Genomic DNA, 24314 nt, shown 5'->3' with positions numbered 1-24314 from the left:
TCCACATGCGCTCGGATTTTTAATGAAGCTGATACAATTTTCCATGACCACCGAGGAGAGACGACTCGCCGAGCAGGCGCAAGACGCCGACACCTGGCGGCTCTGGGGCCCCTACCTGGCCGAGCGGCAGTGGGGCACGGTGCGCGAGGACTACAGCCCCGACGGCTCCGCGTGGGACTACTTCCCCCACGACCATGCCCGGAGCCGCGCCTACCGCTGGGGTGAGGACGGTCTCGCGGGCATCTCGGACATCCGCCAGCGCCTCTGCTTTGCGCTCGCCCTCTGGAACGGCCAGGACCCCATCCTCAAGGAGCGCCTCTTTGGGCTCACCAATGGTGAGGGCAACCACGGCGAGGATGTCAAGGAGCTCTACTGGTACGCCGATGCCACCCCCAGCCATAGCTACCTGAAGTATGTCTATCGCTATCCCCAGCGCGCCTTCCCCTACGCACAGCTGATCGAGGAGAACGCCCGCCGCAAGCACGACCCCCACGCCACGGAGTTCGAGCTAGAAGACACAGGCATCTTCGCCGAGAAGCGCTACTTCGATATCACCGTGGAGTACGCCAAGGCGGGAATCGACGATATCGTGGTCTGTATCACGGCATTTAATGCGGGGCCGGAAGATGCGCCGCTCTGGCTCCTCCCCACCCTCTGGTTCCGCAACCGCTGGAGCTGGGGCAAGAACACCCCACGCCCTGAGATCACGCGCCTCAGTGACTCTATTTTCCTGGCACAGCACCAGAGGCTAGGTACCTACACCCTCGAAGCCGCGCATCCATCGGCGCTGTGGCTGACTCACAATGAGAGCAATACCCAGCTCCTCTGGGGAACACTAGAGAGCACCCAGAACAAGAAAGACGCCTTCGGGGATCAACTCCTACACGCTCAGGACAATGCCTGTGAGAGTCGAGAGCGCGGGACCAAAGCCTGCCTGGTCGAGCAGCTCCTGGTTCCCGCAAACGCAAGTAAGTCTCTTTGGCTCCGTCTGCGCCGACAGGCAGAGCCCAACACGCTTCAAGAAGCACCGCCGCTCTGGGAGCCAGAGGCAACAGCACTTGTACTGGCACAGCGTCGGCAAGAAGCGGACGCATTCTACGACACGCTCGCTCCGGCAAGCGCGACTGCGGAGCAGAAGCAGGTGCAGCGTGAGGCCTTTGCGGGGCTGATCTGGAGCAAGCAGTTCTACCGCCTGGATGTGGACCAGTGGCTCGATGGTGACCCCGGTCAGCCGCCGCCGCCCGGGCAGAGAAAATCCGGGCGTAACAGTGCTTGGCGGACATTTAATGCGGCCGATATCCTCTCGATGCCGGACTGCTGGGAGTACCCCTGGTTTGCCGCGTGGGACACGGCCTTCCACACGATCCCCTTCGCGCTAATCGACCCCGAGTTTGCCAAGCACCAGCTCCTCCTGCTCTGCCGAGAGTGGTACATGCATCCGAGCGGCCAGCTCCCCGCCTACGAGTGGGCCTTTGGCGATGTGAACCCGCCGGTCCATGCCTGGGCGGCACTACGTGTCTACAAGATCGAGCGCAAGAAGCAGGGTAAGGGGCGCGATGAGCCCGGCGACACGGTGTTTCTGGAGCGGATCTTCCACAAGCTACTGATCAACTTCACGTGGTGGGTCAACCGCAAGGACGCCCAGGACAACAACCTCTTTGAAGGCGGCTTTCTAGGGCTGGACAATATCGGGGTCTTCGACCGGAGCGCGCCGCTCCCGACCGGAGGAACCCTGGAGCAGTGCGATGGCACGGCGTGGATGGCGATGTTCTGCCTGAACATGCTGGCGATCGCGCTGGAGCTGTGCAAGACCGATCCGACCTATGAAGATGTCGCCACCAAGTTCGCCGAGCACTTTGTCTATATCGCCCATGCATTTAACCACTCGGGGGTGCTCTGGGACGAAGACGATGGCTGGTTCTACGATGCCCTGCGCCTCCCCGATGGCTCGACACACCGGCTCCCCGTGCGCTCGATTGTCGGGCTGATTCCCCTCTTTGCGGTGGAGAGCTTCGATAGCGAGACCCTAAAGCGTGTCCCTGACTTTACGAAGCGGCTCAAGTGGTTTATGGCGCACAAGCCGGAGCTGTGTCAGGAAGTGGCCCACCTCGCCGATCCCGGACAGAGCGAGCGGGTGATCTTCTCGCTGGTCGGGCAGGAGCGCCTGCGCCGAGTCCTAAAGCGGGCACTCGACCCAGAAGAGTTCCTCTCGCCCTATGGCATCCGCTCGCTCTCGGCGTGGCACCGCTCGCACCCGTTCCGGCTGACAGTCGGAAGCCAGACCTACCGGGTCGCCTACGATCCCGGCGACTCGACCAGCGGGATGTTTGGCGGCAACTCCAACTGGCGCGGGCCGCTCTGGATGCCGCTGAACTATCTCCTGATCGAGTCGCTCCAGAAGTTCGACTACGCCTACGGCAAGAGCTTCCTCTACAACGACAACGACCTCTGGGCGGTCGCCACAGACCTCTCGCAGCGCCTTATCTCGCTGATCCAGCGCCCCGACAGCCACCCGCACTACCTCTTCCACGAGTACTTCCACGGCGACACGGGCCGCGGCCTCGGAGCGAGCCATCAGACCGGCTGGACGGCGTTAGTGGCGAAGCTCATCGCCCAGGCCTCATGAACGAGGCGGGCGCGCTTCGCTCCTGACCTGCGGCCACAAAGTCGCTCCGCGACATTATTTTTTGGGATCTGCGAACAAACGGGGCTTGCCTGCTACTTACTGTCAGGACAGCGAAATCAATGATCTGGAACTCCGATACCTGGCAGGTTCATAAAGCAAGAAAAGGCGATCCGCGGGCGTTGGAGGTGCTCCTGGCAAGGCACCGCCCCCGAGTGGAGGGAATGCTACGGCGGCTCACGGGCAATGCGACCGAGACCGAGGACCTCTTGCAGGAAACGGTGGTCATTGCCTATGAGAAGCTGGACCAGTGGAAGGGTCGGGGAGCGTTCTCCACCTGGCTCTGTGGGATCGCCTTCCGGCAGTACGGCACCCTGCGTCGCCAGCAAAAGAACCTCCCGACCACTCTGCTTGAGGAGAGCTTTGAGCCTGCTGCGCCCTTGAGTGATCCCTTCGCCTTGCTCTCTCAGGTTGAGGCACAGGACGCTCTGGAGGCAGCGATCGCCCAGCTCCCGGAGTACTATCGCAGTGTCTTTGTGCTCATCCGGGTGGAGGGGTTTCGCTATAAAGAAGTGGCAGAGTTGCTGGAGATTCCCCTGGGAACGGTGCAGTCTCGCCTAGGCACGGCGACCCGCCTCCTCTATGCCAAGCTCGCTCCCCTGATCACCCACGAAACCGCCTGTGAGGGTGGCTGTCCGACCACGAAAGGAACTCCCCATGCACTGTGACAACGCCCGCATTGCCCTGAGCGAAGGGCAGCGCACTTTCGCACTCACGCTCCACCTGGCGGGCTGCTCCGGCTGCCGTGCCTACAAGCGAAATATCGCCCAAATCAACCGAGTGGCAGGCACACTCGCGCTCCCCCCTCAAAGGAAACCCATCATGGCTCGTTCTGTAATTGGCGCTCTCACGGTCGCCACCGCCCTAGGCATTGGCCTCCTGGCGGGGCCACGTTTTCTCACCCCCCGCAGCTTCGCCGCCAGCGATGTCCGGGAGGCGATCTCACATACCAACACCTGGCACTTTATCGGCTGGCGTATCGTCAACGAGAAAAAAGTGAAGTGGGAGATCTGGGGCCGCCGATCGCCATTTTTCTACCGCGAGCAGCTCGGGGAGAGTGTCTTGATTGACAATGGAAAGACCAGGCTCCGCAAGCTCCCCAAAGTGCGCATGCGCCCCAAGTCCTACTCGATTCTGCTGCCCTCCAGCTCCCTCAGCGACGATCCCAACCAGCCGGGGGAGCACTTCTTCGAGGGAATCGGCGGGGACTATCTCAGCAGCCTCTCCGTCGATTACCGGAACCCCCAAAGCCCACAGCTCATGCTCATTAGCCACATTGTATCGGGCGATATCGAGCGCGTCGCCGAGCTCTCGGTGGACCGCAAGAGCAACCTCCCCATTCGCTACCAGGTAACCCAGAACGAGCACGACCATGGGCCAACGCAGGAGCCCGATGAGGGGCCGATTAAGAAAACGTTTGTCGAGGCGGAGCTGACCTGCACCTACAATGTCGCCCTACCTGATGGGGCTCAGGCGCTTCCCAAAGCAGGAGAAATTACGATAGATGCCACGCAGCAAGGTATTGTCCTTCAGCCGACCGTCCTCGCCTACGACACGGAGGGCAATCTCCAGCTCAGAGTCAGTACTTGGCTCGGCAACACAGCACTCACGGATCACTCCACGCCGGGCCTCCATGCCTCTGTCAATCTCCGCGATCAGCCTCTGCACAAGGACGAGCCTGAGTACACCCGCGACGACCAAGGGCGGATCTATCTCTCCATCAGCGGCCCACACAATGTCGGCGGAAGTGCGGACTACGCTACGCTCTGGCTTGTCCCCCTGGAACCGCTCGCCCCAGATGCCCCGCGTGCGCAGAACCTTCAGCTTCCGCTCTATGTTGGGATCGACGCCTGGGAGGAGACCCCACAGATGCGGCTTATTTCGATTCTCAATAAGAAATACGGGATCAGTGTCACTGTTCCTCCTGGCTCCCTAGCGCTTCCCTACGACAACCAGCCGACCTCCGAGGGAATGATCATCACCCAAGCCATTCCCACCCTCGCCTACGCCGCCGCGATGGCTCGGCACTACTACTACGTGCGTCAGATTGGGATGAACCGAGGGCTCAAGCCCGCCATGAACCCGGTCGCTACCCGCAACGCCCTCCGCTGGCTCGATAGCGCGGTCGCGGCTGCAAAGCGCATCCCCAATGGTCAAGAGCTCGTCAAGAACGCCGAGTCCAACCGCAAGTACCTACTCAAGTACTCACAGCAGTAAGCTTCCTGGAAGCTCGGGCTGGCGCTGAATCCGCTCACGGAAAAGCGCCAGCCCTTGCCGTAGAACCCGTCGTAGGACAGGTGTATAATGCCGTTATGGCGACGGCGGAAAAGCTACGGAGCGTTGAGGAGTTTCTAGCCTGGGAGAAGGTGCAGCCGGAGCGCTATGAGTATGTCGCGGGGAGCATCTATGCCATGGCAGGGATGTCGGATGAGCACAACCAGCTCGCGACAAACCTTGTCACTGCCTGTGCGACGGCACTAAAGCCTCCGTGCCGGGTTCGCACCGAGGGCCTCAAGGTCCAGATCGGGGCGAGTTTTTTCTACCCCGATGCCCTGATCCTCTGCTCGCCCCCGCTTTTCTACAACACCCGCCGAGACACCATCCTCAACCCGACTGTCGTTTTTGAGATACTCTCCGAGTCCACGGAGGCCTTTGACCGGGGAGAAAAATTTCGTCGCTACCGGAGCCTGCCAGGTCTGAAAGCTATTGTCTTTGTCTCACAAAACCGCATCTTAGTGGAGTGCTGGAGTCGCAAAGACGATGCCTGGCAGGTGGACGACGGGGAGACGCTTGTTGGGAGTCTATATATCCCACCACTAGACATAGAAATCTCCCTCGCCGCCCTCTACGATGGCCTGGAGTTTCCTGATCCCGAATAGCCCTGAGCGCGGAAGCGGTACAATAGTTCACCATGTCCTCGCCTGCGCCGCTGACGCTTGAAGAAAAGCTCAAGAACCTCCCGACCAACCCGGGGTGCTACCTCTACAAAGATAAAGAGGGGCAGATTATCTATGTCGGTAAGGCGATCAATCTCAGGAACCGAGTGCGCTCGTACTTTCAAAAGTCGGCCAACCACACGCCCAAGACACGCAAGCTGGTCGCCAATATTGTCGATATGGACTGGGTGCTGACGGATACCGAGCTGGAGGCGCTGATCCTAGAGTGCAACCTGATCAAGAAGCACCAGCCCAAGTACAACGTCCGACTCAGGGACGACAAGCAATACCCCTATCTGATGCTGACGACCAGCGAGCCGTTTCCGCGGGTGCTGATTACCCGGAGAGTGAAGCAGGGTGATGGGAATAAGTACTTTGGGCCGTATACGAATGGCGCGGCCGTGCGGGACTCCGTCGATCTGATCTACCGTGTCTTCCCGCTCGTGACCTGCAAGAAGGAGTGGACCAACAAGGTCGAGCAGAAGCCGTGTCTGTACCACCACATGGGCCGCTGCCCGGAAGCGCCCTGCGCCGGGCTCGCCGATAAGGAGCGCTATGCCCAGACGGTCAAAGACACCGAGGTCTTTCTCCAAGGCCGGCAGGACTCGCTGGCGAAGAACCTGCAGGCGAAGATGGAGACCGCCGCGGAGAACTTAGAGTTCGAGCGCGCGGCCAAGCTACGGGATCAATTGGTAGCCATCAACACGATTGTCGAGCGGCAGAAAGTGGTCAGCACCACGACCGGCGACCAGGACGTCATGGCCGTGGTCGCCGACGAGACCGGGGCGGCGGTGCAGATGTTCTTTATCCGCGGCGGCAAGCTGATCGGGCAGGAGCATTTCTTGCTCGACGGTGCCGAGGACGGTGTGGGCGAGGCGACCGCGGAGTTTCTGAAGCGCTACTACCAAGACGCCAGCTTTGTCCCCGGGGAGATTCTCCTGCCCACCCACGTGGAGGAGACCGAGATTATCGAGAGCTGGCTGCGGCAAAAACGCGGCGCGAAAGTCACCCTCTCTGTCCCCGAGCGCGGTGAGAAGAAGCGCCTGATGGAGCTGGCGTCGGCGAATGCGGAGCAGGCACTCACACAGCTCCGCGCGGTCGCGGCGGCGGAGCAGAGCCGGATCGACGGGGCGCTTTTAGAGCTGGCGACGGCGCTGGGGATGCCGGAGAACTCCCTCCACCGGATCGAGGCCTACGACAACTCCAATGTCCAGGGGCGCCACGCGGTCGGCGGGATGGTGGTCTTCGAGCGGGGCAAGCCCAAGAAGAGCGAGTACCGCCGCTTCAAGATCGAGAGCCTCCCTGACAACACCCCCAATGACTTTGCGATGATGTTCGAGGTGCTCACGCGCCGCTTCGCGCAGATGGCCGAGGGTAACCCCAAGTTCACCCAGCAGCCCAGCCTGATCGTGGTCGATGGCGGCAAAGGGCAGCTCTCCGCCGCCCAGGACGCCATGAAGCAGTTCGGCTACGACTTCCCGATGATCGGCCTCGCCAAACAATATGAGCAGGTCTTCCTCCCGGGCGCCCACGAGCCCATCGAGTTCCCACGCAACGCCCCCGCTCTGTTTCTCTTGCAGCGGGTCCGCGACGAAGTCCACCGCTGGGCGATCACCTACCATAGAAATGTCCGTGGCCGCGCCGCCAACATGAGTATCCTCGACGAGATCCCCGGAATCGGCCCCCTGCGGCGCAAGAACCTGCTGAAGTTCTTTGGCAGTGTCGCCAAGATGAAGAAAGCCAGCGCGGTCGAGCTCGCCAAGGCCCCCGGAATGAACGCCAAGCTCGCCCAAGAGGTGTTTGACTATCTGAAGGGGGCGTAGTGCGGGAATTGTCCGGGGGCTGAAGTCCCCGGCAGCAGGCAAGAGCGCCCCGTGGGCGCAAAAGACAATATTCTCTATGCGTCCTCGGGACGCTCCCCAACTGCTGCCGGGGACTTCAGCCCCCGGACAGCGCCGCCTTCAAGTCCCCACCCGCGCCCGGGGTTGCCTCCGAGAGGTAGAGCGCACAGCGGATTAGTCCGGCCCAGGTGGAGAGGCGGGCGGCGTGGATGTTCCAGCCTTGGGCAGTGACCGTGCGGAGGAGAGCGTGGATCGCGCCGGGGCCGCGGGGGACGATCACATCCAGCAGCGTGTGGTCACCATCGGTGGGCTCCAGGCGGAGGTTCTGTAGCGTGCCCAGCGACGGCTCCGGGCGGCGGCGGCGGGCGAGGAGCTCAGGGATGGGCTCCTCACCGCCCAAGGCCTTTCCCAGCGCGGTAGCGAGCTCCCCACGCATGTTGCGGTCCAGTGGCTGGTCCCGGTGGTCGATCACCAGCGTGTCCACGACAATCGCGCGCCCGGACTCCCCCTCCGCGGGCCGAGTGAAGACCTGCGCCGCGTGGAGGCGGATGTCGTAGGCGTAGAGTACGCCCGTGATCTTGGCCAAGAGCCCCGGCGCGGGGTCGTCGTAGGCCACCAGCGTGAGCTCGGTCTGCTCCGTGCCGGGAAGCGTCCGCAGATCGGCGACCACCCCGTGCTCCGCCTCCCCGCTGGTCAGTGCTCCGATCATCGCCAGGTGGAGGGTCATGGTCTCCAGGGATGTGTTGAGGAGATAGGCCGCGGGCATGGCGTTGGTGTGGCTCTGGATCGCCGCGCTCTCCTCCTCGGTCGCGTGCGAGGCCAAGCGGCGCCGCAGCCGCCCGCGCAGACCGTCCAGGCGACGCGCCGCCTCATCGGGATCGTCTTCGTCGGGCTGGTCGCTCTCCAGTGCCCCAAGCGTGCGGCCAAAGAGCTCATCCAGGAGGCGGGCGGTCATGTCGGTCCAGACCCCGGGGCCCACCGCCGAGGTATCCGCCCAGGTCAGCAAGTAGAGCATCTTGAGGTGATCCGCATCGGGGACATGCCGCAGCACCTCACGGATCGTCTCCGGGCGGGTCAGGTCGCGCAGGCGGGAGAGCTCGGCCAGGAGCAAGTGCCAGCGCACCAGAAAGACCGCGCTCTCGGCCCTCTGGGGGTAGGCCCCAAGACGCTCACAGAGTGCGGTCGCCCGCTCGGCACCGGTGAGCTCGTGGGGCGCGCGGGTGCCGTCGAGCAGGGTGGGCCACTGCTTGCCCAGGTCGTGGAGCAGGGCTCCCAGGTAGAGAGTCGCGGGCGACTCCAGCGATGCGAACACCTCGCGGTAGTTTGCAGGGACACCAGAGTCGGGGGGGGCGTCGGGGCGCAGGCGGGTGAGGTTCTGCAGGACCCGAAGCGTGTGCTCCCCCACGGTCCAGACATGCGCGGGGTCGTAGGGAACGAGCCCCATACAGGCGTCCAGCTCAGGGAGGAGCGCTCGAAGAAGACCCGTGCGGTGCATCCGCCGCAGGGTCTGCTCCACATCGCCGGGCTGCATCAGCAGGTTGAGAAAGCGGGTCCCGGAGTCGGTCGAGAGCCCCTCTTTGTCCACCAGCTCCTCGATTGCCTCGATGGTCGCGGGGGCGAGCTCTAGCTCGTAGCGCTGGCAAAACTCGAGAGCCGCGAGGGGCCAGTGGGGATCGGCCGCGACCCGGCGTGGCTCGGCGACAATCACCGTGCGGCGCAGCGACGCCAGCCCCGAGTCCGTTCCCAGCGCGAGCGGGGCCTCCAGGCAGCGCTGCATGATCTTCTCCGAGAGGTGGTAGATATCCCCGGTCCGCTGGTAGTGGCGCTGCATGAACACCTCGACCGCGGGAATGCCTCCCTCGTCGGTGATTCCCAGCCGGGCGGCGATCTCCTCTTGCCGCGACGTGCTCAGCCGGTCCCGGCGCTCGTCGGTGAGTAGGTGCAGGAGGTTTCGAATCTTATAGAGGTGCTCCCGTGCCTCTTGTAGGCGTGTCTTCTCCGATGCCGTGAGGATATGCCGGCGCACCAGCTCCCGCCAGAGCGAGTCTCCGGTCTTATCGAAGCGTGCACGTGCCATCCAGAGCGCCGTTTGAATGTCGCGTAGCCCTCCTGCGCCTTCTTTGAGCTCAGGCTCCACCAGGTAGGGTGATGTCCCCATTTTCTGCCGGATTCGCTCCCGCTCCGAAATTTTTCGAAAAAGGAAGTCCGCAATGTGAAGGCCGGGGCCATAGATGCGATCAAAACGGGCAAAGAGCGCACCATCGCCCGCGATCAGGCGAGCGGAGAGAAGTGCGGTCTGGGTCTGATGATCCAGCCGGTCTCCTCCGATCTCTGAGATATGGCGATAGGCGTAGCCCACTTTAATGCGGGCACCGGCCATCAGGACATCCATCACGAGGCGAAACGCCTCCCGGAGCAGCGGCGGGTCATCGTCGCGGTCCACCAAGAAGGTCAGGTCCACATCGGAGTAGGGAGCCAGGGCTCTCTGTCCGTAGCCTCCGGTTGCGAGCAGAGCGATCCCCTGGGGGCTCTGCCCCGAGCGCTCCGCCGCAAGGCTTAGCAAGCGTCGGAGCACCGCATCGAGCAGGTCGCTATGTGCCTGTGCCCAGGCTCGCCCCCCGGTCTCGGGGAGCCAGCGGGCACGCAGCTCCGCCCGCGCCTGGATCAGGTAGTCGGTGAGGGAGCGCTCCTCGCGAAGCGAGGCAAGAGCAGTGGTGTGGAGAGAATTGGACACAATAAGAAGTTTTATACCATTTTGTAAAAAATCTGGTAGAATACGCGGCATCTAGTTCCGAGTGTAGGCTCCCCCAATCGGGGAGAATTTTGGGAGGATGAGTTTCATGAACTGGCAAAAGGTAGTGGGTTTCGGCGGCGTGGCGCTGGTAGTGTCGGGTGTGTTCCCGGCACATGCTCAGAAAGATGGGATTGAGCGCTCGCTTGCAGGAATCCGGATTAATTCGTCGGCACGGTCGATTCTGACCGCCTTTGGCAACCCCAACGACATCCAGATCGGCGATGTTGCGGTTCGTCCCCCCACCGCCGGTGGCGGCGCGGGCCAGGGCGGCATGATGGGCGGCATGGGCGGTGGTCTCGATGGTGAGGGCATGGGCGGCATGATGGGCGGTAGTGGCCCGATGGGCGGCGGCAAGCGTGGCGGCGGCGGCCTTGGCATGGGCGGTGGAATCCCCGGCCCTGCGGGAATGCCCGGCGGTAGCGGAATGCCTGGTGCAGGAATGGCCCCCGCGGGAATGCCCGGTGGTAGTGGAATGCCCGGCGGCATGAGCGGCAGCGGTCCCATGATGGGCGGCGGTGGCATGAGCGGCAGCGGCCCCATGATGGGTGGCTACGGTGGCATGCAGCGCCCCGGCATGGGTGGCAGCGGCCCCATGGGAATGCCCGGTGGTGCAGGTAAGGGCGGCGGCGGCCTGATGGGCGGCGGCGACCTCGATGGCATGATGGCCGGTGGTGGAAGCGGGATGCCCGGCGGCATGGGCGGCGGAAGCGGCATGGGACGCTTTGGCCAGACCACGTCTTCGTCCACGGTTCAGCAGGAAGTGACCTGGAGCTACTCCATGAAGGCACTCGATGCCAAGAAGCAGAAGCAGGCTATTGGCTACGACTTCCTGATCTCCCCTGAGGGCAAGGTCTCCCAGATCCGTGTGACGGGCTATGTGCCCCGCACCAAGGGCGACAAGAGCTCCAAGGGAATCACCCTGGGCTCGACCTACAAGGACCTGATCCGCACCTACGGTACCCCCAAGTCCGTGATGAAGAGCGGTGAGCTCCTGGTCTGCTCCTACCCCAAGCAGCACATCGAGTTCCAGCTGATGAACATGAAGTTTGTCAACGGCACCCCCGATCCGTACAACGGCATCTACAAGGTTGTCGCGATCCAGATCAACTCGGTCGAGTAGACCTCTCACACTGCCCCCGGCGCGGCTCTCCGCGCCGGGGGTTTTGTTTTTTTTGGGGTATGATAGAGTCCCCCATGGAACTCAGTGAGAAAGATACGATCCGCGAACGCGTCGACCTCGTCGAGTTTATCTCACGCTACACGGCCCTGAAGCGCTCGGGGAGGACGTTTAAAGGCCTCTGTCCCTTCCACAACGAGCGGACCCCCTCGTTTCATGTCGATCCCGACAAGAGCTTCTGGCGCTGCTACGGCCAGTGCGGGATCGGCGGGGATATCTTCGCCTTTGTGATGAAGGCCGAGAACCTGACTTTCCCCGAGGCCGCCGAGCGTCTGGCGCAGCTTGCGGGAATCACCCTCACACGCACTGGAGTCGATAGCACCGAGGCCGCCCGCCAGCGCGATGAGAAAGAGCGCCTCTACAGCGCCAACGCTGAGGCATCGCGCTTCTTCCGCGCTTTTTTGGGCAAGGCCAAGCTCGCACAGGACTACATCAAGGAGCGCGGCCTCGCCCACGAGACCCTGGAGAACTTCCAGATCGGCTACGCCCCCGATGAGTGGAGCGCCCTCTCCCGCCATCTTCAGAGCCGAGGGGTCCCGATGGACGCCGCGGAGCAAGCCGGGCTAAACTTTCCGTCGCGGCGGGTTCAAGGCGAGTTCACGGATAAGTTTCGGGGGCGGCTGATCTTCCCCATCATCGATGTCCAGGAGCGAATAGTCGCCTTTGGGGGACGAATCATCCCCAACCCCGAGCTCCCGCCCGATACCAATGTCGGGCCGAAGTACCTCAACTCGCCGGAGACCCCTGTCTTCTCCAAGAGCCGGATTCTCTACGGTCTCAACCGTGCCCGCAATGTCATCCGCGATGCCGACCGGGTGCTGGTGGTCGAGGGGTACATGGATGTCATCGCGGCGCACCAGGCGGGGATCGAGAACGTGGTCGCCACCCTCGGGACCTCGCTCACCGATGAGCACATCCGCATCCTCGGGCGCTACACCAAGAATATCCTGCTCTCGTTCGACTCCGACGAGGCCGGGATTCGCGCGGCGCTCCGGGCGGCGGAGCTCTTTACGGCGCATGGCCCAGAGTTTGCCCTCAAGATCCTAGCCATGCCCGAGGGCGACGACCCCGACTCCATGCTCCGGCGTGGCAATATCGCGGGCTTTCGCAAGGCCATGGACAGCGCCCGCTCCGTCCCTGAGTTTCGCCTCGATGGCCTCAAGCGCCAGTTCGACCTCACCGACGAGAGCGGGCGCATGGGCTACCTGCGGGAGTCGATTCCCCTTCTCGCGGAGGTGCGCTCGTCGCTGGAGCTCGATCTCTTGGTGGGGCGGCTCGCTCCCTACCACCCCGCCTTTGGCTCAGGGACCCGTGCGGAGGCCTCGATCCTCGCCGAGGTCCAGCGCTGGCGCACGCAGCGCCCCGGCACGCCCCAAGCCCCCAGCGACGATGTCCTTGTCCCGACCGTGCCCCGGCCCCGCTACGAACGAGGCAGTGGTGGCGGGAATGGCGGCGGCAACTGGCAGCGCAACAACCAGAGTAGCGGAGGAGGCGGGGGCGGAGGCTGGCAGCAACGCCCCCGCTACGGTCAGCCCCCACCACCACCCCGTCCGGAGGCACCTGCGGGACCGTCCACCACCGCGCTAGAGAAAGCCGAGCGTGCGGTCCTGCGGGGCCTGCTCGACGACGACTGGCGGATGGTGACCCTGCGAGAGCTAGAGCGGGCCGCGAAGGCGCTTGCCTGCTCCCCAGGCGGGCTCTTCAACCATCCGCAGGGGCGACAGCTGGTCGAGGCGCTCTATCCCCTCCTGGCGGGCCGGATGTCGCTCCAGCGCGCACTGGACCAGCTCATCGACCAGGAACTCGCGTTCTTTGCCACCCGCTACCTCGTCCCCACCAACGCCGATGCCCCTCTCTCGGAGGAAGCGCTTCATGACTGTGTCAATGAGCTGGCTCTGCGCCACCCGCCTCCGCATATTCGTGCGATTCAGGCCAAGCGGACAGAAGGAATTGGACTCACCAATGACGAAATACTGGCTCTACAGGCCTGGACTCTTGCCAAGAAGCGGGGAGGCGAGTCTACCCTGTGAATGCATGTTATGCCTTCAGGGAGTAAACCAGCGATTTTGATAGAATCCACCGATAGCATCCTCGAAGATGGCCTGGGCAGCTGGCTCCATGTTGCGGGCCGAAGCCGCCTGCTGACCCTGGACCAAGAGATCCGCCTGGCACAGCAGATCGAGCGGGGCGACGACGATGCCCGCGCCCGGCTTGCGGAGGCGAACCTGCGCCTGGTTGTCTCGATTGCGCGCCGCTACCAGGGCCGTGGACTGACCCTTGCGGATCTCATTCAAGAGGGCAATGTGGGGCTACTACGGGCGGTGGAGAAGTACGACTGGCGCAAGGGCTTTAAGTTTTCGACCTGTGCGACCTGGTGGATTCGTCAGGCGATCCTCCGTGCCCTCGCGGAGCAGAGCCGCACCATCCGGCTCCCTGTGCACATGATCGACTTTATCCAGCGCCTGCTGCGCACCAGCCAGTTTCTCCGCCAGGAGCTCGGGCGCAACCCCACCACCGAGGAGCTTGCCTTCCGCCTCCAGCTCCCGGTCTCGCGGATTCAAGAGGCGCTCCGGGCGCTCCCTGAGCCGCTCTCCCTCGATGGCCCCTCCGGCGAGGAGTCCGAGACCACCTGCCCCCTCGACTTCATCCCCGACCCCAATGCACTCTGCCCCACCGATGCCGCCAGCCGCCGCGTGCTCCGTGACCAGCTTGAGCGGGTTCTGGAGCAGCTCACCGAGCGCGAGCGGGACGTGGTCGCGCTGCGCTACGGCCTGCACGGCGACGGTACCCCGCAGACCTTGGAAGAGGTCGGGCGGCACCTGCGTGTCACCCGTGAGCGCGTGCGTCAGATCGAGAGCAAGGCTATGGGCAAGCTTCGGAGCCCCGATAGCCTGCACCTGCTCCGTGAGTTTGTAGGGTAAGCCTCCGTGCCCTCGGGGAAGGTCCACGATCGTATCACCGCCATCGGCGCGGGCTTGGCCGTTCCTGTGTGGTGGTACCTAACCCCCGCTCCCCAGGACTGGAAGATCGCCGCGACCCTCGTGGTCGCCACCCTCTTCTCCGGCTGGATGCTCTCGCCCGACCTGGACCTGGACTCGTCGATCTACCGGCGCTGGGGGCCACTGCGCTTTCTCTGGTACCCCTACCAGAAGTTCGTCCCACACCGCTCCTGGGTCTCCCACTCCTGGCTTCTCTCGCCCTTGATGCGGGTTGGCTACCTCATGGGCATGGTCTGGCTCCTCGCTTGGGCGGTCTTATGGGGGATTCGACAGGCATCGGGACTTGGGCCGGGCGCCCCCGAACGGACACCCTGGGACCTCTGTCAGGACATCTACGCCCACAACCCTCGCGCGACTATCATGGCCCTGGTTGGGCTGATCTTTGGCACCGCGCTCCACACCGGTGCCGATACGATCTATAGCTTTATGAAACGCCGCCGCTAGACACGAAAAAGGAATCCCTCGATGGCAGCTGAGACCGACTCATCCCTTGGCCCCAAGTGGCTCCTCCCCAGCGTCCTTGCGCTCATGGTATTCATCTCCGGGTTCTTGCTCCTGCGAGGTAGCTCCTCTGAGAAGCAGGCAAGCACGCCCGCGTCCCCGAGCACTGTCCCCGACTCGGGTAGCACGCCCCCTCCTCCGCCGCCGGCCACCAGTGTCCCGGCGACCCCGGTCGCGCCAGCGACTCCTACCCCAGAGCCCACTCCAAGCCCCGAGCCCAAGGTCGCACTGACCGATATCGCGCTTCCGGGAGGTGCCGTGCTCAAAGGGGCGGCTAGCGGGATCGAGAGCCAGCTGATCGCCTTTATCCAGACAAAGCCCGTGGACCAGACCACCTGGTTTACCTTCGACCGCCTGCGCTTTGAGACCAGCAAGCCCGTTCTCAAGCCCGAGGCGCTCCCTCAGCTGGAGAATATCGCCGCGATCCTGAAGGCCTTCCCCAAGGTTCACCTCAAGATCGGCGGCTTCACCGACAACCTGGGGAGCGCCGACGCCAACAAAAAGCTCTCCGACGAGCGTGCGCATGCGGTCCTGAAGGCCCTCACGGAGCGCGGGATCGAGAGCGCACGCCTTGAGGCGGAGGGCTACGGCGGCGAGAACCCCGTTGGGGATAACGCGACTGAGGCGGGACGAGCACAGAACCGACGGATCGCGGTGCGCGTGGTCCAGAAGTAGGCCTTACCCGCCGATCAGCACGGTCCGCATCGAGATGGAGTTGAGGGTGACGTGCTCCGAGAAGAACGAGACCCCCTCGCCGTCGTGCTGCATCCCCAGGGTATAGAGCAGCGGGAGGTAGTGCTCGTTGGTGGGAATGGAGAGCTGCGCCTCTTGCCCGAGCTTGATGTAGTCCACCAAGGCCTCGTGGTCTCCCGTCAAGATGCGCTCCTTGACGGTGCTGTCGAAGGCCAGCGCCCAGTCCGCCGCCACATCGACCCAGCGCGCCTGACGCAGGTTATGGACCACGTTGCCGCTACTCACCACCAAGACCCCACGCTCGCGGAGGCTGCGGAGCTCGCGTCCCAGGGCGTAGTGAAACGCGGGCGACTGGCTCCGGTCGAGGCTCAGCTGAACCACGGGCACCCGCGCCGCAGGAAACATCCGGCACAGCACCGACCAGGCCCCGTGGTCCAGTCCCCAATGCTGATCGAGCCCCACGGGAGTCGTCTCGGAGAGCGTCTCACGCGCCAGCTCCGCGAGCTCGGGAGAGCCGGGCGCGGGGTACTCGACCGCAAAGAGCTCGGGAGGAAAGCCACCAAAGTCATGGATCGTCCGGGGCTGCTCCATCGCCGTGACCTGGGTTCCCTGGGTCTCCCAGTGGGCGGAGACACAGAGGATCGCCTTGGGGTTGGGGAGCGCCGCCCCCAGCTGCTCCCAAGCACGGCTGTAGGGGTTGTCCTCGATAGCGTTCATCGGGTTCCCGTGGCCTACAAATAGCGTAGGCAAGGTCTCCCCAGTGATCGGAAAGGCATCTTTAAGCTGGCGTAGCGCCTGGTCTAGTGACATACTCCCAGAGACACGCGGCGGGCGACACGGTTCCCAGAAAGCAAAAAGCGCCAGGGCAGCTTTCTGCCCCAGCGCCTCGCGTCTTTCTCCGAGCGCCTACGGCGTGGCGAGGGAGATATGGTCACCGTCGACACTCATCGAGAAGCCTAGGGTCTCGAAGAGGCGCACGGGAACAAACATCGAGTCCACGTCGATAAACGGCGCGGCCTGAAGCTCGATCGGCGACCCGTTGATCTCGATAATGGGGTTGTCTGCCTGAACATGAAAATCATAGTCGCCCAGCTTGATATGGGCAACCTTGGTCTCATGGTCGTAGTCGGCGTAGCCCCCCAGAGCCTGGGAGACATTGGCGAGCGGGACAAAGGTCGTCCCCTCACCTAGGATGGGCTCGGTGATGCCCTCGATTGAAATACCTTCAATGGTGTACGGCATGGTCTTACTTCCTACTTACCAACAATGATCGCGTTCTTAACGGTGCCGCCCGCAGCCTTGATCAGCTCCTCGGCCTTAGCCTTCAACGCCTGATCGGCGACCTTACCGGTCATCACGAGCTCGCCCTTGGCGTTCTTCTGGATCTTGACATCGGCCAGACCGGGCTCAACCTTCAGAGCCTCCAGGAGCTTGGCAGGGTCGGTGACAGCGGCCACAGCGTCCTTACCCGCATCCGCTACCTTGCCTGCGGCGTCCTTGCCCGCATCCGCGACTTTACCCGCCGTGTCTTTACCCGCGTCGGCAACGGCACTCGCACTCGCACCTGCACCGGCTGCGGCGTCGTCTGCCTTCTGGCACCCGATCAAGGCGAACGAAAAAACCGACAGCGTGGCTGCAAACAGAGCAAATTTTCTATACATGGTGTATTCCTCCTACCAACCACAGCCTAGCGTTTATTTGAATTTCTGTCAAGCAACACTGGATTAAGCTCGCCAATAATCACCAGCTGTCGCCGTTTGCTACCAGCACAATTTTTTCGGCATAATGCACCATGCTCCTCTCTCCCGACTGGCTGATCCAGCCCCCTGCTGTCCATGCAAGCGTGGCCGCGACCGCCGATGGCAAGACACTTACCCTGCAAAACGGCTTGGTGCGTCGCACCTTTCGCCTCTCGCCCGATGCCGCGACAGTCGGCCTGGACCAGCTCGTGACCGGCGAGGCCTTCTTGCGTGCGGTCGGCCCGGAGGCAGTGGTCACCATCGACGGCAAACAGCGCGCGGTCGGGGGGCTGACGGGGCAGCCCAACCATGCCTTTCTCAAGCCCGAGTGGCTCCCCCAGCTCAAGGCCGATCCCGATGCCCTGCACTTTACCGGCTACTCGGTTGGCAAGCCCGTGCCTCGCTTTGCTGCGGCACCGGCCTTGGCAGGGGTCTCGCTCGACCTGAAGTTCGCCGCGCCGGGGCTGGCGGTCACGGTCCACTACGAGCTCTACGATGGCCTGCCGGTCTTTGCCAAGTGGCTGACCGTGAGCAACTCGGGCGAGAAGCCCTTCCGCGTGAGCTCGTTTACCAGCGAGCGCCTTGCCCTGGTCGAGCCCGAGTCCGTGGTCGACAAGATCGAGCGCTGGGAGCAGCCCAACATCAGTGTCTCCACGGACTACAGCTTCGGAGGGATGGGCCAGAGCAACTCCAATAAGACCGTCCACTTTGTCCCCGACCCCGGCTATGCAACCCAGGTCAACTACGAGCGCCAGACCCCGTGCCTGCTTGAGGTTCGCCCTCCCTACGGCCCCGATATCGTCCTGGAGCCCGGCCAGAGCCTCGATAGCTTCTGGACCTTCGTGCTCCTCCACGACTCCACCGAGCGCGAGCGCAAGGGCCTCGCCCTCCGCAAGATGTACCGCGCGCTGGCCCCCTGGGTGCTGGACAACCCGCTCCTGCTCCATGTCACCAGCACCAACCCGGAGACCGTCAAGACCGCGATCGACCAGTGCGCCGAGGTGGGCTTTGAGATGGTGATCCTAAGCTTTGGCAGCGGCCTGAACATGGAGGACACGTCGCCGCAGAACATCGCCAAGTTCAAGGCCCTCGCCGACTACGCCCACAGCAAGAAGATTCGCCTGGGCGGCTACTCGCTCCTCGCCTCGCGGAGCATCTCGGAGCGCGACGATGTCAAGAACCCTAATGGTGCGATCTTTGGCAACAGCCCGTGCCTGGGAAGTAAGTGGGGAATCGCCTACTTTGAGCACCTCAAGACCTTTCTGACCGAGACGGGCTTTGACATTCTGGAGCACGATGGCAGCTACCCCGGCGATATCTGCGCCTCGACCACGCACCCCGGACACCAGGGCCTTGCGGACTCCCAGTGGACCCAGTTTATGCAGATTCGCGCGTTCTACCACTGGTGCCGCAGCAAGAATATCTACCTGAATGTCCCGGATTTTTACTTTCTCAATGGCTCCAACAAGACCGGGATGGGCTACCGGGAGAGCAACTGGAGCCTGCCGCGCGCCGAGCAGGTGCTCCACGCACGGCAGAACCTCTTTGATGGCACCTGGGAGAAGACCCCGAGCATGGGCTGGATGTTCGTCCCGCTGGTGCAGTACCAGGGTGGCGGTGCGGCGGCGACCATCGAGCCGCTCAAGGACCACCTCCCGGACTACGAGCGCCACCTACAGAACAACTTGGGCTACGGCGCACAGGCCTGCTACCGCGGTCCCCGCCTCTACGACACGCCGGAGACAAAGGCGCTCGTGACAAAGTGGGTGGCGTGGTTCAAGGCGCACCGGGCGATCCTGGAGAGCGACCTGCTCCACCTGCGCCGCGCCGATGGGCGCGACTGGGACGGTGTCCTCCATGTGAACCCGGCACTCAAGGAGAAAGCCCTAGCGGTGCTCTTCAACCCCACCGATCAGCCCATCACCCGTGCGCTACGCCTGCCGCTCTACTACACGGGGCTCACGAAATCGGCCAAACTCGCGGTTGGAGGGGGGAAGGCGAAGACCTACACGCTGGAGCGCGACTACTCCGTGACCGTGCAGGTGACGATACCCGCGGGGGGCATGGAGTGGCTCGTGGTGGAGTAGCGGCTACGCGGCCTTGCGGAGCTCGGGGAGTGGTGCTGCGGGCTCGGTCGCGGCGGGCCAGAGGGCGATGAAATACGGGACGAGCGCGGGATCGAACTGGGTGCCTGCACAGCGCTCGATCTCTGCCAGAGCACGGGCAAAGTCCCAGCCCTTGCGGTAGGGGCGGTCGCTGGTGAGGGCATCGAAGGTATCGGCGAGGGCGAGAACACGGGCATCGAGGGGAATCTCCTCTCCTGCCAGGCCATCCGGGTAGCCCTTGCCGTCCCAGCGCTCGTGGTGGTGGCGAATCCCCGGGAGCGTGGCCACCAGCGACGGTACATTGCGGATGAGCTCCTCACTACGCACCGCGTGCGACTCCATGACCTTGCGCTCGTCGGGGTCCAGCGGCCCGGGCTTGAGCAAGACCGAGTCTGGGATGCCGATCTTGCCGACATCGTGGAGAGTGCCGATCGTGTGGATACGCTCCACCTGCTCTTGGGAAAAGCCCAGCGCCACCGCAAGCTGGCGTGCGTACTCCGCAACCCGGTCCGAGTGCCCACGGGTGTAGGTATCGCGTGCATCCCCCGCAGCAGCGAGTGTCTGCACCGTCACCAGCTGGTGGATCCGCAGCGAGACCGTCATCTCATTGAAGACCTCTTGGAGCATCCCGAGCTCCGCCTGCCCACAGACCGTCAGCGGCTCGGGCCAGTCTCCCGCCCGTACCCGCTGGGCTGCCGCAATCACCGCCTCCAGAGGCCGGGTGAACCGACGAGCAAGCCGCACGGTGAGGAGGACACCGAGGAGGCAGGAGATCAGAAAGACCCCCGCCACCACGGAGCGTCCCCGCTCAAAGTCCGTGAACAGCGCTGCCCGTGAGAGCCCCAGCTCCAGCGCCAGCCGTCCCCCCGTGGCATCGTCGGGGAGGAGCGTCCGTGAGCGAACCTCGGGGTCACCACCGCGCGGGGCCCCTCCGACCGCAGCACTGGCGATAGGCTTGCCATCCAGTAAGAACGTGATCTTGCCTTGGAGGGTCTCCGCAAGCTCTGAGGCGAGCTGCTTATCTAGGTTCCGGTAGACCAAGAGGCTCCCTTGGAGCTCCTGGCTCTGCGGGTCGTGCACGGCACTAATCACCAGGAGGCGAGGGCGTCCGTTGGCGACAATAATCCCACTCCAGTGCTCACCGGTCATCGCCCGCGCATGAGCGAGTGCCTCCTCGGTGGGAAGCTCGCCCCCGCCCTTGACCTGCCCTTGCCGCCCTAGCAGAACCGCAGAGTCTACTTTGAGGGTCTTTCCTAGATCGTCGAGGAAGTCTGTGCAGGTCTAGGGGTCGGTGACCGTTTTCAGTTCCCCTACCAGCGCTACGACAGCCTCCACACGACCGAGCTTCGCCTCCAGGCCGCCCTGTCTCAGGAGACCAAGGTCAGCGCACTGGTCCAGCGAAAGTACTTCTCCACACGGATTGTCGAGGCGCAGGCCGAGCGCCCGGTGAGTGCTTCAACGACACTACGGGTGGGGCTCTAGCGGCTCCCCTTTGGCATCTACGACTGGCAGGAGACCTACCGCTCCGGCCTGATCGACTACGCCATGCCCCGTACCGACTACGGTGACAGCGGGGTGGAGCAGTCGGTCTTGGGAGTGGGTGCGACCGTTCGCCACAAGCGCCTCCTTGCCGAGGGGGTTGGCTTTACGGGCAACGGGGTGACCGTCTGGAACGACTTCACGCCACGGCGAGGAGCCGGAGGGCGTGTCCAGCTCTTCCTCCCCCCCGATGCGCTTGTCGGCCTCAGCCATCTGTCTCAGAGCCAGGTGAAGTTTGGGGGCGGCGAGCGCTGGGTGCAGCTCAGTGGGCTAGACCTGCGCTATGCCCGGCCCTATCTGGTGCTCCGGGGCGAGGTCATCCAGGGGACGCTTGGGGGAAAACGCTACGAAGGTGCCTACCTGGATAGCTTCTACCGCCTCCCCGGAGTCCCTGCCTGGACCGTGACCGCACGCACGGAGACTCTCAAGCCCTCGCCCAGTGCCCCCCGTATCGGCCAGGTCACTCTTGGGGCGCGCTGGACCATCACTCCAGAGTGGAGCGCGAGCCTCAACTGGCGGCGCAACGACCTGACCCGCACCCGCACCTACCCTGGTACCTGGGTCACGCCATCGGGCAAGCACGGCACTGTGCTCGTCCAGCTCTACCGGATTATCGCGCTAGGAAACTAGCGACTCGCTCTCCAGCTCCTTGCGGTACTTGAGGTAGTCGCGCTCCAGACTACTCACCTGGCGACGGAGCCAGTCGCGCACCCAGTCCCCCGTCGCGGCCATGAGCGGGAGGTCTTTGCACTGGTTGGCCTGTAACAGGGTCTCGATCCCCGCACTACGCAGCGAGCGCAGGTGGGCCGCTTGGATGCCATTGATCGCCAAGAGATCGTCGATACTACGCAAGGAAAGCTGCTCGTCCACCCAGGCACGCTGGGTCAAGACAAGTGTCCGCTGCATCTCCGGGGTCGGTGCAGGCTTTTGCGGGGGAGCTTGCGGAGCAGGAAGGGGAGCCGGCTCCGCGCGGCGAAAGAGGTTAGTGAGCCATTTCATACTCTCAGTATCGGAATATAGGGAATTCCAACATAGATTTTTTAGGGATTCAAGAACCCATCGGATTTATAGGCACGAAACGCCTCCCGGTTGCCGTTGTGGAAGGCCGTCCCCACAATCGTGGTTCCATCCGCAGAGATCGTCGCAACCACATCCGCTGCGTGATCAGTAGCATTGATGAGCCCTGCCCAAGCGCTTAGGTCTATTCCCTTAGACCGAAGGATATCTCCCAAGTCTTGCAAGCCACGCGCCTGCGTCCAGACAAAGACACGGCTTCCCTCCGTGGACATTCCCATTCCCACGACCACATTCCCGTCGGCGGAGACCCCACGGGCATAGCTTGCGGGGTAGCCTGCAAATCCCCCCCCAGGAAAATCCCCTAAGAACGTAGTGCCCCCACTCGCGCTCCAGCGGTAGGCCTCCAGCCCATCCCGACCGAGCGCGAGCGTATCGGCATAGCCCACAATCACCGTGCCGTCTCCCGATGCCCCGAGTGCGGAGCCCGTCCCGCGGGGCACTCCAGCAAGCGCCGTGATCTCGCCTGCCAGGTTCCAGGAACAGGACGTCTCTTTATCACTCGTCCCGTAGCCCACCAGCACTCTCCCATCCTGTGAGATCGCCGTTGCCTCGCACCGAACGGGCCCGCCCGCCAGGTCATTGAGCTCCACAAAGCCCGTCGCCTCTGTCCAGTAGCAGGCTCCGTACTCCACTCCCGCTGCCAGTGTCGTCGTCCCGACAATCCGGGTTCCATCTGCCGAGATGCCCCGTGCCCAGCAGATTGCGGAGCTGGCAGGTGCTCCCAAGTTCACCATTCCGCCGGCCTGTGTCCAGCGGAACACCCGAGCAGCAGACACCGCGTTGTCCCCGATTCCCGCGACCACCGTCCCATCGGCAGAGACCGCGGTAGCCGAGCTTCGAAAAAATCCCCCCGGTAGGTCCCCTAGCCCGACCATCCCACTTGCCCGCGTCCACCGAAAGGCCTCCCCCGCATTGGATCCCGTCACATTCCCGGACGTACTGTTTCCCACCACAACGCTACCATCGGCGGAGACCGCAAGGGCCACACTGCGGAACTCTCCTCCGGGCAGATCGCCGAGCCCTTCAAAGGTCACATGAAACGCCTTTACCGTGAGCGTTGCCACTTGGTTGGACTCGGTCTCTTTCAGCGAGAGGGTGACTGTCCCCGGTGCGTTGGCGGTCAGGGTTGCGCTCTCGCCCCCCGGCGTGAGCGTAAAGCTCGCCGCATTGTTCCCGCTCCACTGCCAGAGGCTTGGGGCCACCAGAACGACCTGCCCCGCCGCGTTCTTCGCGGTTGCCGTCAGGGTGCGGCTCTCTCCAAGATTCATTCCGGTTGTCCCCGCACCGCCGATCTCCACCGTGGCGATTGTCGAGTCCATGGTCAGCGTGGTCGTGGTGGTCTGGTCCCGCGCAATCGCGACACTCACCGCGCCGGTCGCCTGCGCCACCCCTGTGCCATCGGTGCTAGGATAGGCGCTCGTGGTGGCGGTGTAGCTCCCTATCTTCAGCCCCGTGAACGTAATCGTGGTCGTATTGCTCCCACCGGTGGGCCGCGCTACCACTTTGGTGACCGTCTCCGGGCCGCTCAAGACAATCTTAATACTATTGGCCCCCAGAGGAATCAAGCGCCCGGTTGTCTCCGGCCAGACAATCGTAAAGCGTGCAGAGCCGCTCGCCGCCACGGTGGGAGAAGACGAACCCGCACTTCCGTGGGACAAAAGCCCCGCACCGCTACACCCCGCCAGCGTGAGTGCCACGAAGCTCCCCACAACAGCAACACTTTTCAATTTAAGAGGAAACATACTGCAATATACCAAAAAAATATCCTCCCGCTCGCCCCCAGCTTCCCTCAGAGCCTCTAGACTCTAGTGATACTAGGAGTTCGGGGGGGGGCTAGCCTGAGCTCTAAGCAAGTCGTTCCGGCTTTGTGGCAGTAAACTCTGCATACTGCTTCTGTAAGTCATCCTGTAGCTCCTCTAACCAGCTCCCAACCATCGCTCGATAGGGCGGAGAAATACGAAGCGTGTCCCAGCTCTGAACCAGCTCCTGAATGTTGGAAACCCCTTGCGCCGCGAGCTCCATCTTTATCTTGACCGGGATACCGTGAATGGTTATCAGCCGATTGAGCGGTGTCTTCATCAGCTTCTCCCGCACCCACTCCGCTTCCGAGAGCTCCCAAGCCCGGAGCTGATCAGGAGACGGCGGGAGAGGCTCTGCAGGCACAGAAGGAGCGGGCTTAAAGAGAGTGCTCAGCCAGCGTTTCATGTCCAGATTTTACCCAATCCGTGCA

The 24314-nt window shown here is 63.4% G+C and carries 20 protein-coding genes and 1 pseudogene; 12 read left to right on the top strand and 9 right to left on the bottom strand.

Going from position 1 to position 24314, the window contains the following annotated elements; translation table 11 throughout:
- Nucleotides 1-43 precede the first annotated feature (43 nt).
- From HNQ39_RS18580 to uvrC, 5 genes are all read left to right on the top strand, one after another.
- Nucleotides 44-2626: an MGH1-like glycoside hydrolase domain-containing protein gene (locus HNQ39_RS18580; protein WP_184199924.1), complete on the top strand. Its 2583-nt coding sequence runs from the start codon at nucleotides 44-46 to the stop codon at nucleotides 2624-2626.
- Between the two features lie 119 nt (nucleotides 2627-2745).
- Nucleotides 2746-3351 (top strand): RNA polymerase sigma factor, encoded by a 606-nt coding sequence (locus HNQ39_RS18575; RefSeq protein ID WP_184199921.1) that lies wholly within the window; start codon nucleotides 2746-2748, stop codon nucleotides 3349-3351.
- The gene (locus HNQ39_RS18570; protein WP_184199918.1) at nucleotides 3341-4900 is read left to right on the top strand and encodes a hypothetical protein; all 1560 of its coding nucleotides are present in this window, start codon (nucleotides 3341-3343) and stop codon (nucleotides 4898-4900) included. The genes HNQ39_RS18575 and HNQ39_RS18570 overlap by 11 nt, the downstream gene beginning before the upstream one ends.
- Nucleotides 4901-4995: 95 nt before the next feature.
- A complete protein-coding gene (locus HNQ39_RS18565; RefSeq protein WP_184199916.1) occupies nucleotides 4996-5562 on the top strand; it encodes a Uma2 family endonuclease in 567 nt (188 codons plus the stop codon).
- Nucleotides 5563-5594: 32 nt separating this feature from the next.
- Entirely contained in the window at nucleotides 5595-7442 is a 1848-nt protein-coding gene (gene uvrC, locus HNQ39_RS18560) for an excinuclease ABC subunit UvrC (RefSeq protein WP_221290111.1), read from the top strand.
- A 115-nt stretch (nucleotides 7443-7557) separates the two neighbouring features.
- Here the strand turns inward: uvrC and HNQ39_RS18555 are convergent, their stop codons facing one another.
- Nucleotides 7558-10194, bottom strand: coding sequence for a [protein-PII] uridylyltransferase family protein (locus tag HNQ39_RS18555; protein WP_184199914.1), 2637 nt, complete (start codon nucleotides 10192-10194; stop codon nucleotides 7558-7560).
- 106 nt (nucleotides 10195-10300) lie between these two features.
- Between HNQ39_RS18555 and HNQ39_RS18550 the strand changes: the two genes are divergently transcribed.
- The 5 genes from HNQ39_RS18550 to HNQ39_RS18530 all read left to right on the top strand — a co-directional run bounded on the left by HNQ39_RS18550 (nucleotide 10301) and on the right by HNQ39_RS18530 (nucleotide 15606).
- A complete protein-coding gene (locus HNQ39_RS18550; protein WP_184199911.1) occupies nucleotides 10301-11374 on the top strand; it encodes a hypothetical protein in 1074 nt (357 codons plus the stop codon).
- Between the two features lie 74 nt (nucleotides 11375-11448).
- Nucleotides 11449-13461, top strand: coding sequence for a DNA primase (gene dnaG / locus HNQ39_RS18545; RefSeq protein WP_184199908.1), 2013 nt, complete (start codon nucleotides 11449-11451; stop codon nucleotides 13459-13461).
- A 36-nt stretch (nucleotides 13462-13497) separates the two neighbouring features.
- A complete protein-coding gene (locus HNQ39_RS18540; RefSeq protein WP_184199905.1) occupies nucleotides 13498-14352 on the top strand; it encodes a sigma-70 family RNA polymerase sigma factor in 855 nt (284 codons plus the stop codon).
- A 6-nt stretch (nucleotides 14353-14358) separates the two neighbouring features.
- Nucleotides 14359-14874 (top strand): DUF2227 family putative metal-binding protein, encoded by a 516-nt coding sequence (locus HNQ39_RS18535; protein WP_184199902.1) that lies wholly within the window; start codon nucleotides 14359-14361, stop codon nucleotides 14872-14874.
- Nucleotides 14875-14895: 21 nt separating this feature from the next.
- Complete coding sequence (locus HNQ39_RS18530; protein ID WP_184199900.1) at nucleotides 14896-15606, top strand: OmpA family protein; 711 nt, start codon at nucleotides 14896-14898, stop codon at nucleotides 15604-15606.
- Nucleotides 15607-15609: 3 nt separating this feature from the next.
- Here the strand turns inward: HNQ39_RS18530 and ygiD are convergent, their stop codons facing one another.
- From ygiD to HNQ39_RS18515, 3 genes are all read right to left on the bottom strand, one after another.
- Nucleotides 15610-16434 carry a 4,5-DOPA-extradiol-dioxygenase gene (gene ygiD, locus HNQ39_RS18525; protein ID WP_184199897.1) on the bottom strand — a complete coding sequence of 275 codons (825 nt, stop codon included), beginning with the start codon at nucleotides 16432-16434 and terminating at the stop codon, nucleotides 15610-15612.
- 96 nt (nucleotides 16435-16530) lie between these two features.
- The gene (locus HNQ39_RS18520; protein WP_184199894.1) at nucleotides 16531-16866 is read right to left on the bottom strand and encodes a copper amine oxidase N-terminal domain-containing protein; all 336 of its coding nucleotides are present in this window, start codon (nucleotides 16864-16866) and stop codon (nucleotides 16531-16533) included.
- Between the two features lie 11 nt (nucleotides 16867-16877).
- Nucleotides 16878-17285 carry a hypothetical protein gene (locus HNQ39_RS18515; RefSeq protein WP_184199891.1) on the bottom strand — a complete coding sequence of 136 codons (408 nt, stop codon included), beginning with the start codon at nucleotides 17283-17285 and terminating at the stop codon, nucleotides 16878-16880.
- A 131-nt stretch (nucleotides 17286-17416) separates the two neighbouring features.
- Between HNQ39_RS18515 and HNQ39_RS18510 the strand changes: the two genes are divergently transcribed.
- Nucleotides 17417-19450, top strand: coding sequence for an alpha-galactosidase (locus tag HNQ39_RS18510; RefSeq protein ID WP_184199888.1), 2034 nt, complete (start codon nucleotides 17417-17419; stop codon nucleotides 19448-19450).
- Between the two features lie 3 nt (nucleotides 19451-19453).
- Here the strand turns inward: HNQ39_RS18510 and HNQ39_RS30625 are convergent, their stop codons facing one another.
- Entirely contained in the window at nucleotides 19454-20419 is a 966-nt protein-coding gene (locus HNQ39_RS30625; RefSeq protein ID WP_343075978.1) for an HD-GYP domain-containing protein, read from the bottom strand.
- Between the two features lie 30 nt (nucleotides 20420-20449).
- A pseudogene (locus HNQ39_RS30620) lies at nucleotides 20450-20725 on the bottom strand (CHASE4 domain-containing protein); the annotation flags it as partial.
- Between the two features lie 288 nt (nucleotides 20726-21013).
- On the opposite strand from HNQ39_RS30620, the gene HNQ39_RS18500 reads away from it, so the two are divergent.
- Nucleotides 21014-21637 carry a hypothetical protein gene (locus HNQ39_RS18500; protein ID WP_184199882.1) on the top strand — a complete coding sequence of 208 codons (624 nt, stop codon included), beginning with the start codon at nucleotides 21014-21016 and terminating at the stop codon, nucleotides 21635-21637.
- Here the strand turns inward: HNQ39_RS18500 and HNQ39_RS18495 are convergent.
- The 3 genes from HNQ39_RS18495 to HNQ39_RS18485 all read right to left on the bottom strand — a co-directional run bounded on the left by HNQ39_RS18495 (nucleotide 21626) and on the right by HNQ39_RS18485 (nucleotide 24289).
- Entirely contained in the window at nucleotides 21626-22006 is a 381-nt protein-coding gene (locus HNQ39_RS18495) for a hypothetical protein (protein WP_184199880.1), read from the bottom strand. The genes HNQ39_RS18500 and HNQ39_RS18495 overlap by 12 nt on opposite strands.
- 41 nt (nucleotides 22007-22047) lie before the next feature.
- A complete protein-coding gene (locus tag HNQ39_RS18490) occupies nucleotides 22048-23826 on the bottom strand; it encodes a hypothetical protein (protein WP_184199877.1) in 1779 nt (592 codons plus the stop codon).
- Nucleotides 23827-23929: 103 nt separating this feature from the next.
- A complete protein-coding gene (locus HNQ39_RS18485) occupies nucleotides 23930-24289 on the bottom strand; it encodes a hypothetical protein (RefSeq protein WP_184199874.1) in 360 nt (119 codons plus the stop codon).
- Nucleotides 24290-24314: the final 25 nt, after the last annotated feature.

Source organism: Armatimonas rosea (genome assembly GCF_014202505.1).
Classification (GTDB): Bacteria; Armatimonadota; Armatimonadia; order Armatimonadales; family Armatimonadaceae; genus Armatimonas; species Armatimonas rosea.
The sequence above is the reverse complement of the archived record's forward strand: the minus strand, read 5'-3'. Positions and strand labels throughout refer to the sequence as shown.

Excerpts from the sequence above, each read along its gene's own strand:
- HNQ39_RS18580 (WP_184199924.1), top strand. The coding sequence starts at position 44 with ATGACCACCGAGGAGAGACGACTCGCCGAGCAGGCGCAAGACGCCGAC.
- HNQ39_RS18575 (WP_184199921.1), top strand. The coding sequence starts at position 2,746 with ATGATCTGGAACTCCGATACCTGGCAGGTTCATAAAGCAAGAAAAGGC.
- HNQ39_RS18570 (WP_184199918.1), top strand. The coding sequence starts at position 3,341 with ATGCACTGTGACAACGCCCGCATTGCCCTGAGCGAAGGGCAGCGCACT.
- HNQ39_RS18565 (WP_184199916.1), top strand. The coding sequence starts at position 4,996 with ATGGCGACGGCGGAAAAGCTACGGAGCGTTGAGGAGTTTCTAGCCTGG.
- uvrC (WP_221290111.1), top strand. The coding sequence starts at position 5,595 with ATGTCCTCGCCTGCGCCGCTGACGCTTGAAGAAAAGCTCAAGAACCTC.
- HNQ39_RS18550 (WP_184199911.1), top strand. The coding sequence starts at position 10,301 with ATGAACTGGCAAAAGGTAGTGGGTTTCGGCGGCGTGGCGCTGGTAGTG.
- dnaG (WP_184199908.1), top strand. The coding sequence starts at position 11,449 with ATGGAACTCAGTGAGAAAGATACGATCCGCGAACGCGTCGACCTCGTC.
- HNQ39_RS18530 (WP_184199900.1), top strand. The coding sequence starts at position 14,896 with ATGGCAGCTGAGACCGACTCATCCCTTGGCCCCAAGTGGCTCCTCCCC.
- ygiD (WP_184199897.1), bottom strand. The coding sequence starts at position 16,434 with ATGTCACTAGACCAGGCGCTACGCCAGCTTAAAGATGCCTTTCCGATC.
- HNQ39_RS18520 (WP_184199894.1), bottom strand. The coding sequence starts at position 16,866 with ATGCCGTACACCATTGAAGGTATTTCAATCGAGGGCATCACCGAGCCC.
- HNQ39_RS18515 (WP_184199891.1), bottom strand. The coding sequence starts at position 17,285 with ATGTATAGAAAATTTGCTCTGTTTGCAGCCACGCTGTCGGTTTTTTCG.
- HNQ39_RS18510 (WP_184199888.1), top strand. The coding sequence starts at position 17,417 with ATGCTCCTCTCTCCCGACTGGCTGATCCAGCCCCCTGCTGTCCATGCA.
- HNQ39_RS18500 (WP_184199882.1), top strand. The coding sequence starts at position 21,014 with ATGCCCCGTACCGACTACGGTGACAGCGGGGTGGAGCAGTCGGTCTTG.
- HNQ39_RS18495 (WP_184199880.1), bottom strand. The coding sequence starts at position 22,006 with ATGAAATGGCTCACTAACCTCTTTCGCCGCGCGGAGCCGGCTCCCCTT.
- HNQ39_RS18490 (WP_184199877.1), bottom strand. The coding sequence starts at position 23,826 with ATGTTTCCTCTTAAATTGAAAAGTGTTGCTGTTGTGGGGAGCTTCGTG.
- HNQ39_RS18485 (WP_184199874.1), bottom strand. The coding sequence starts at position 24,289 with ATGAAACGCTGGCTGAGCACTCTCTTTAAGCCCGCTCCTTCTGTGCCT.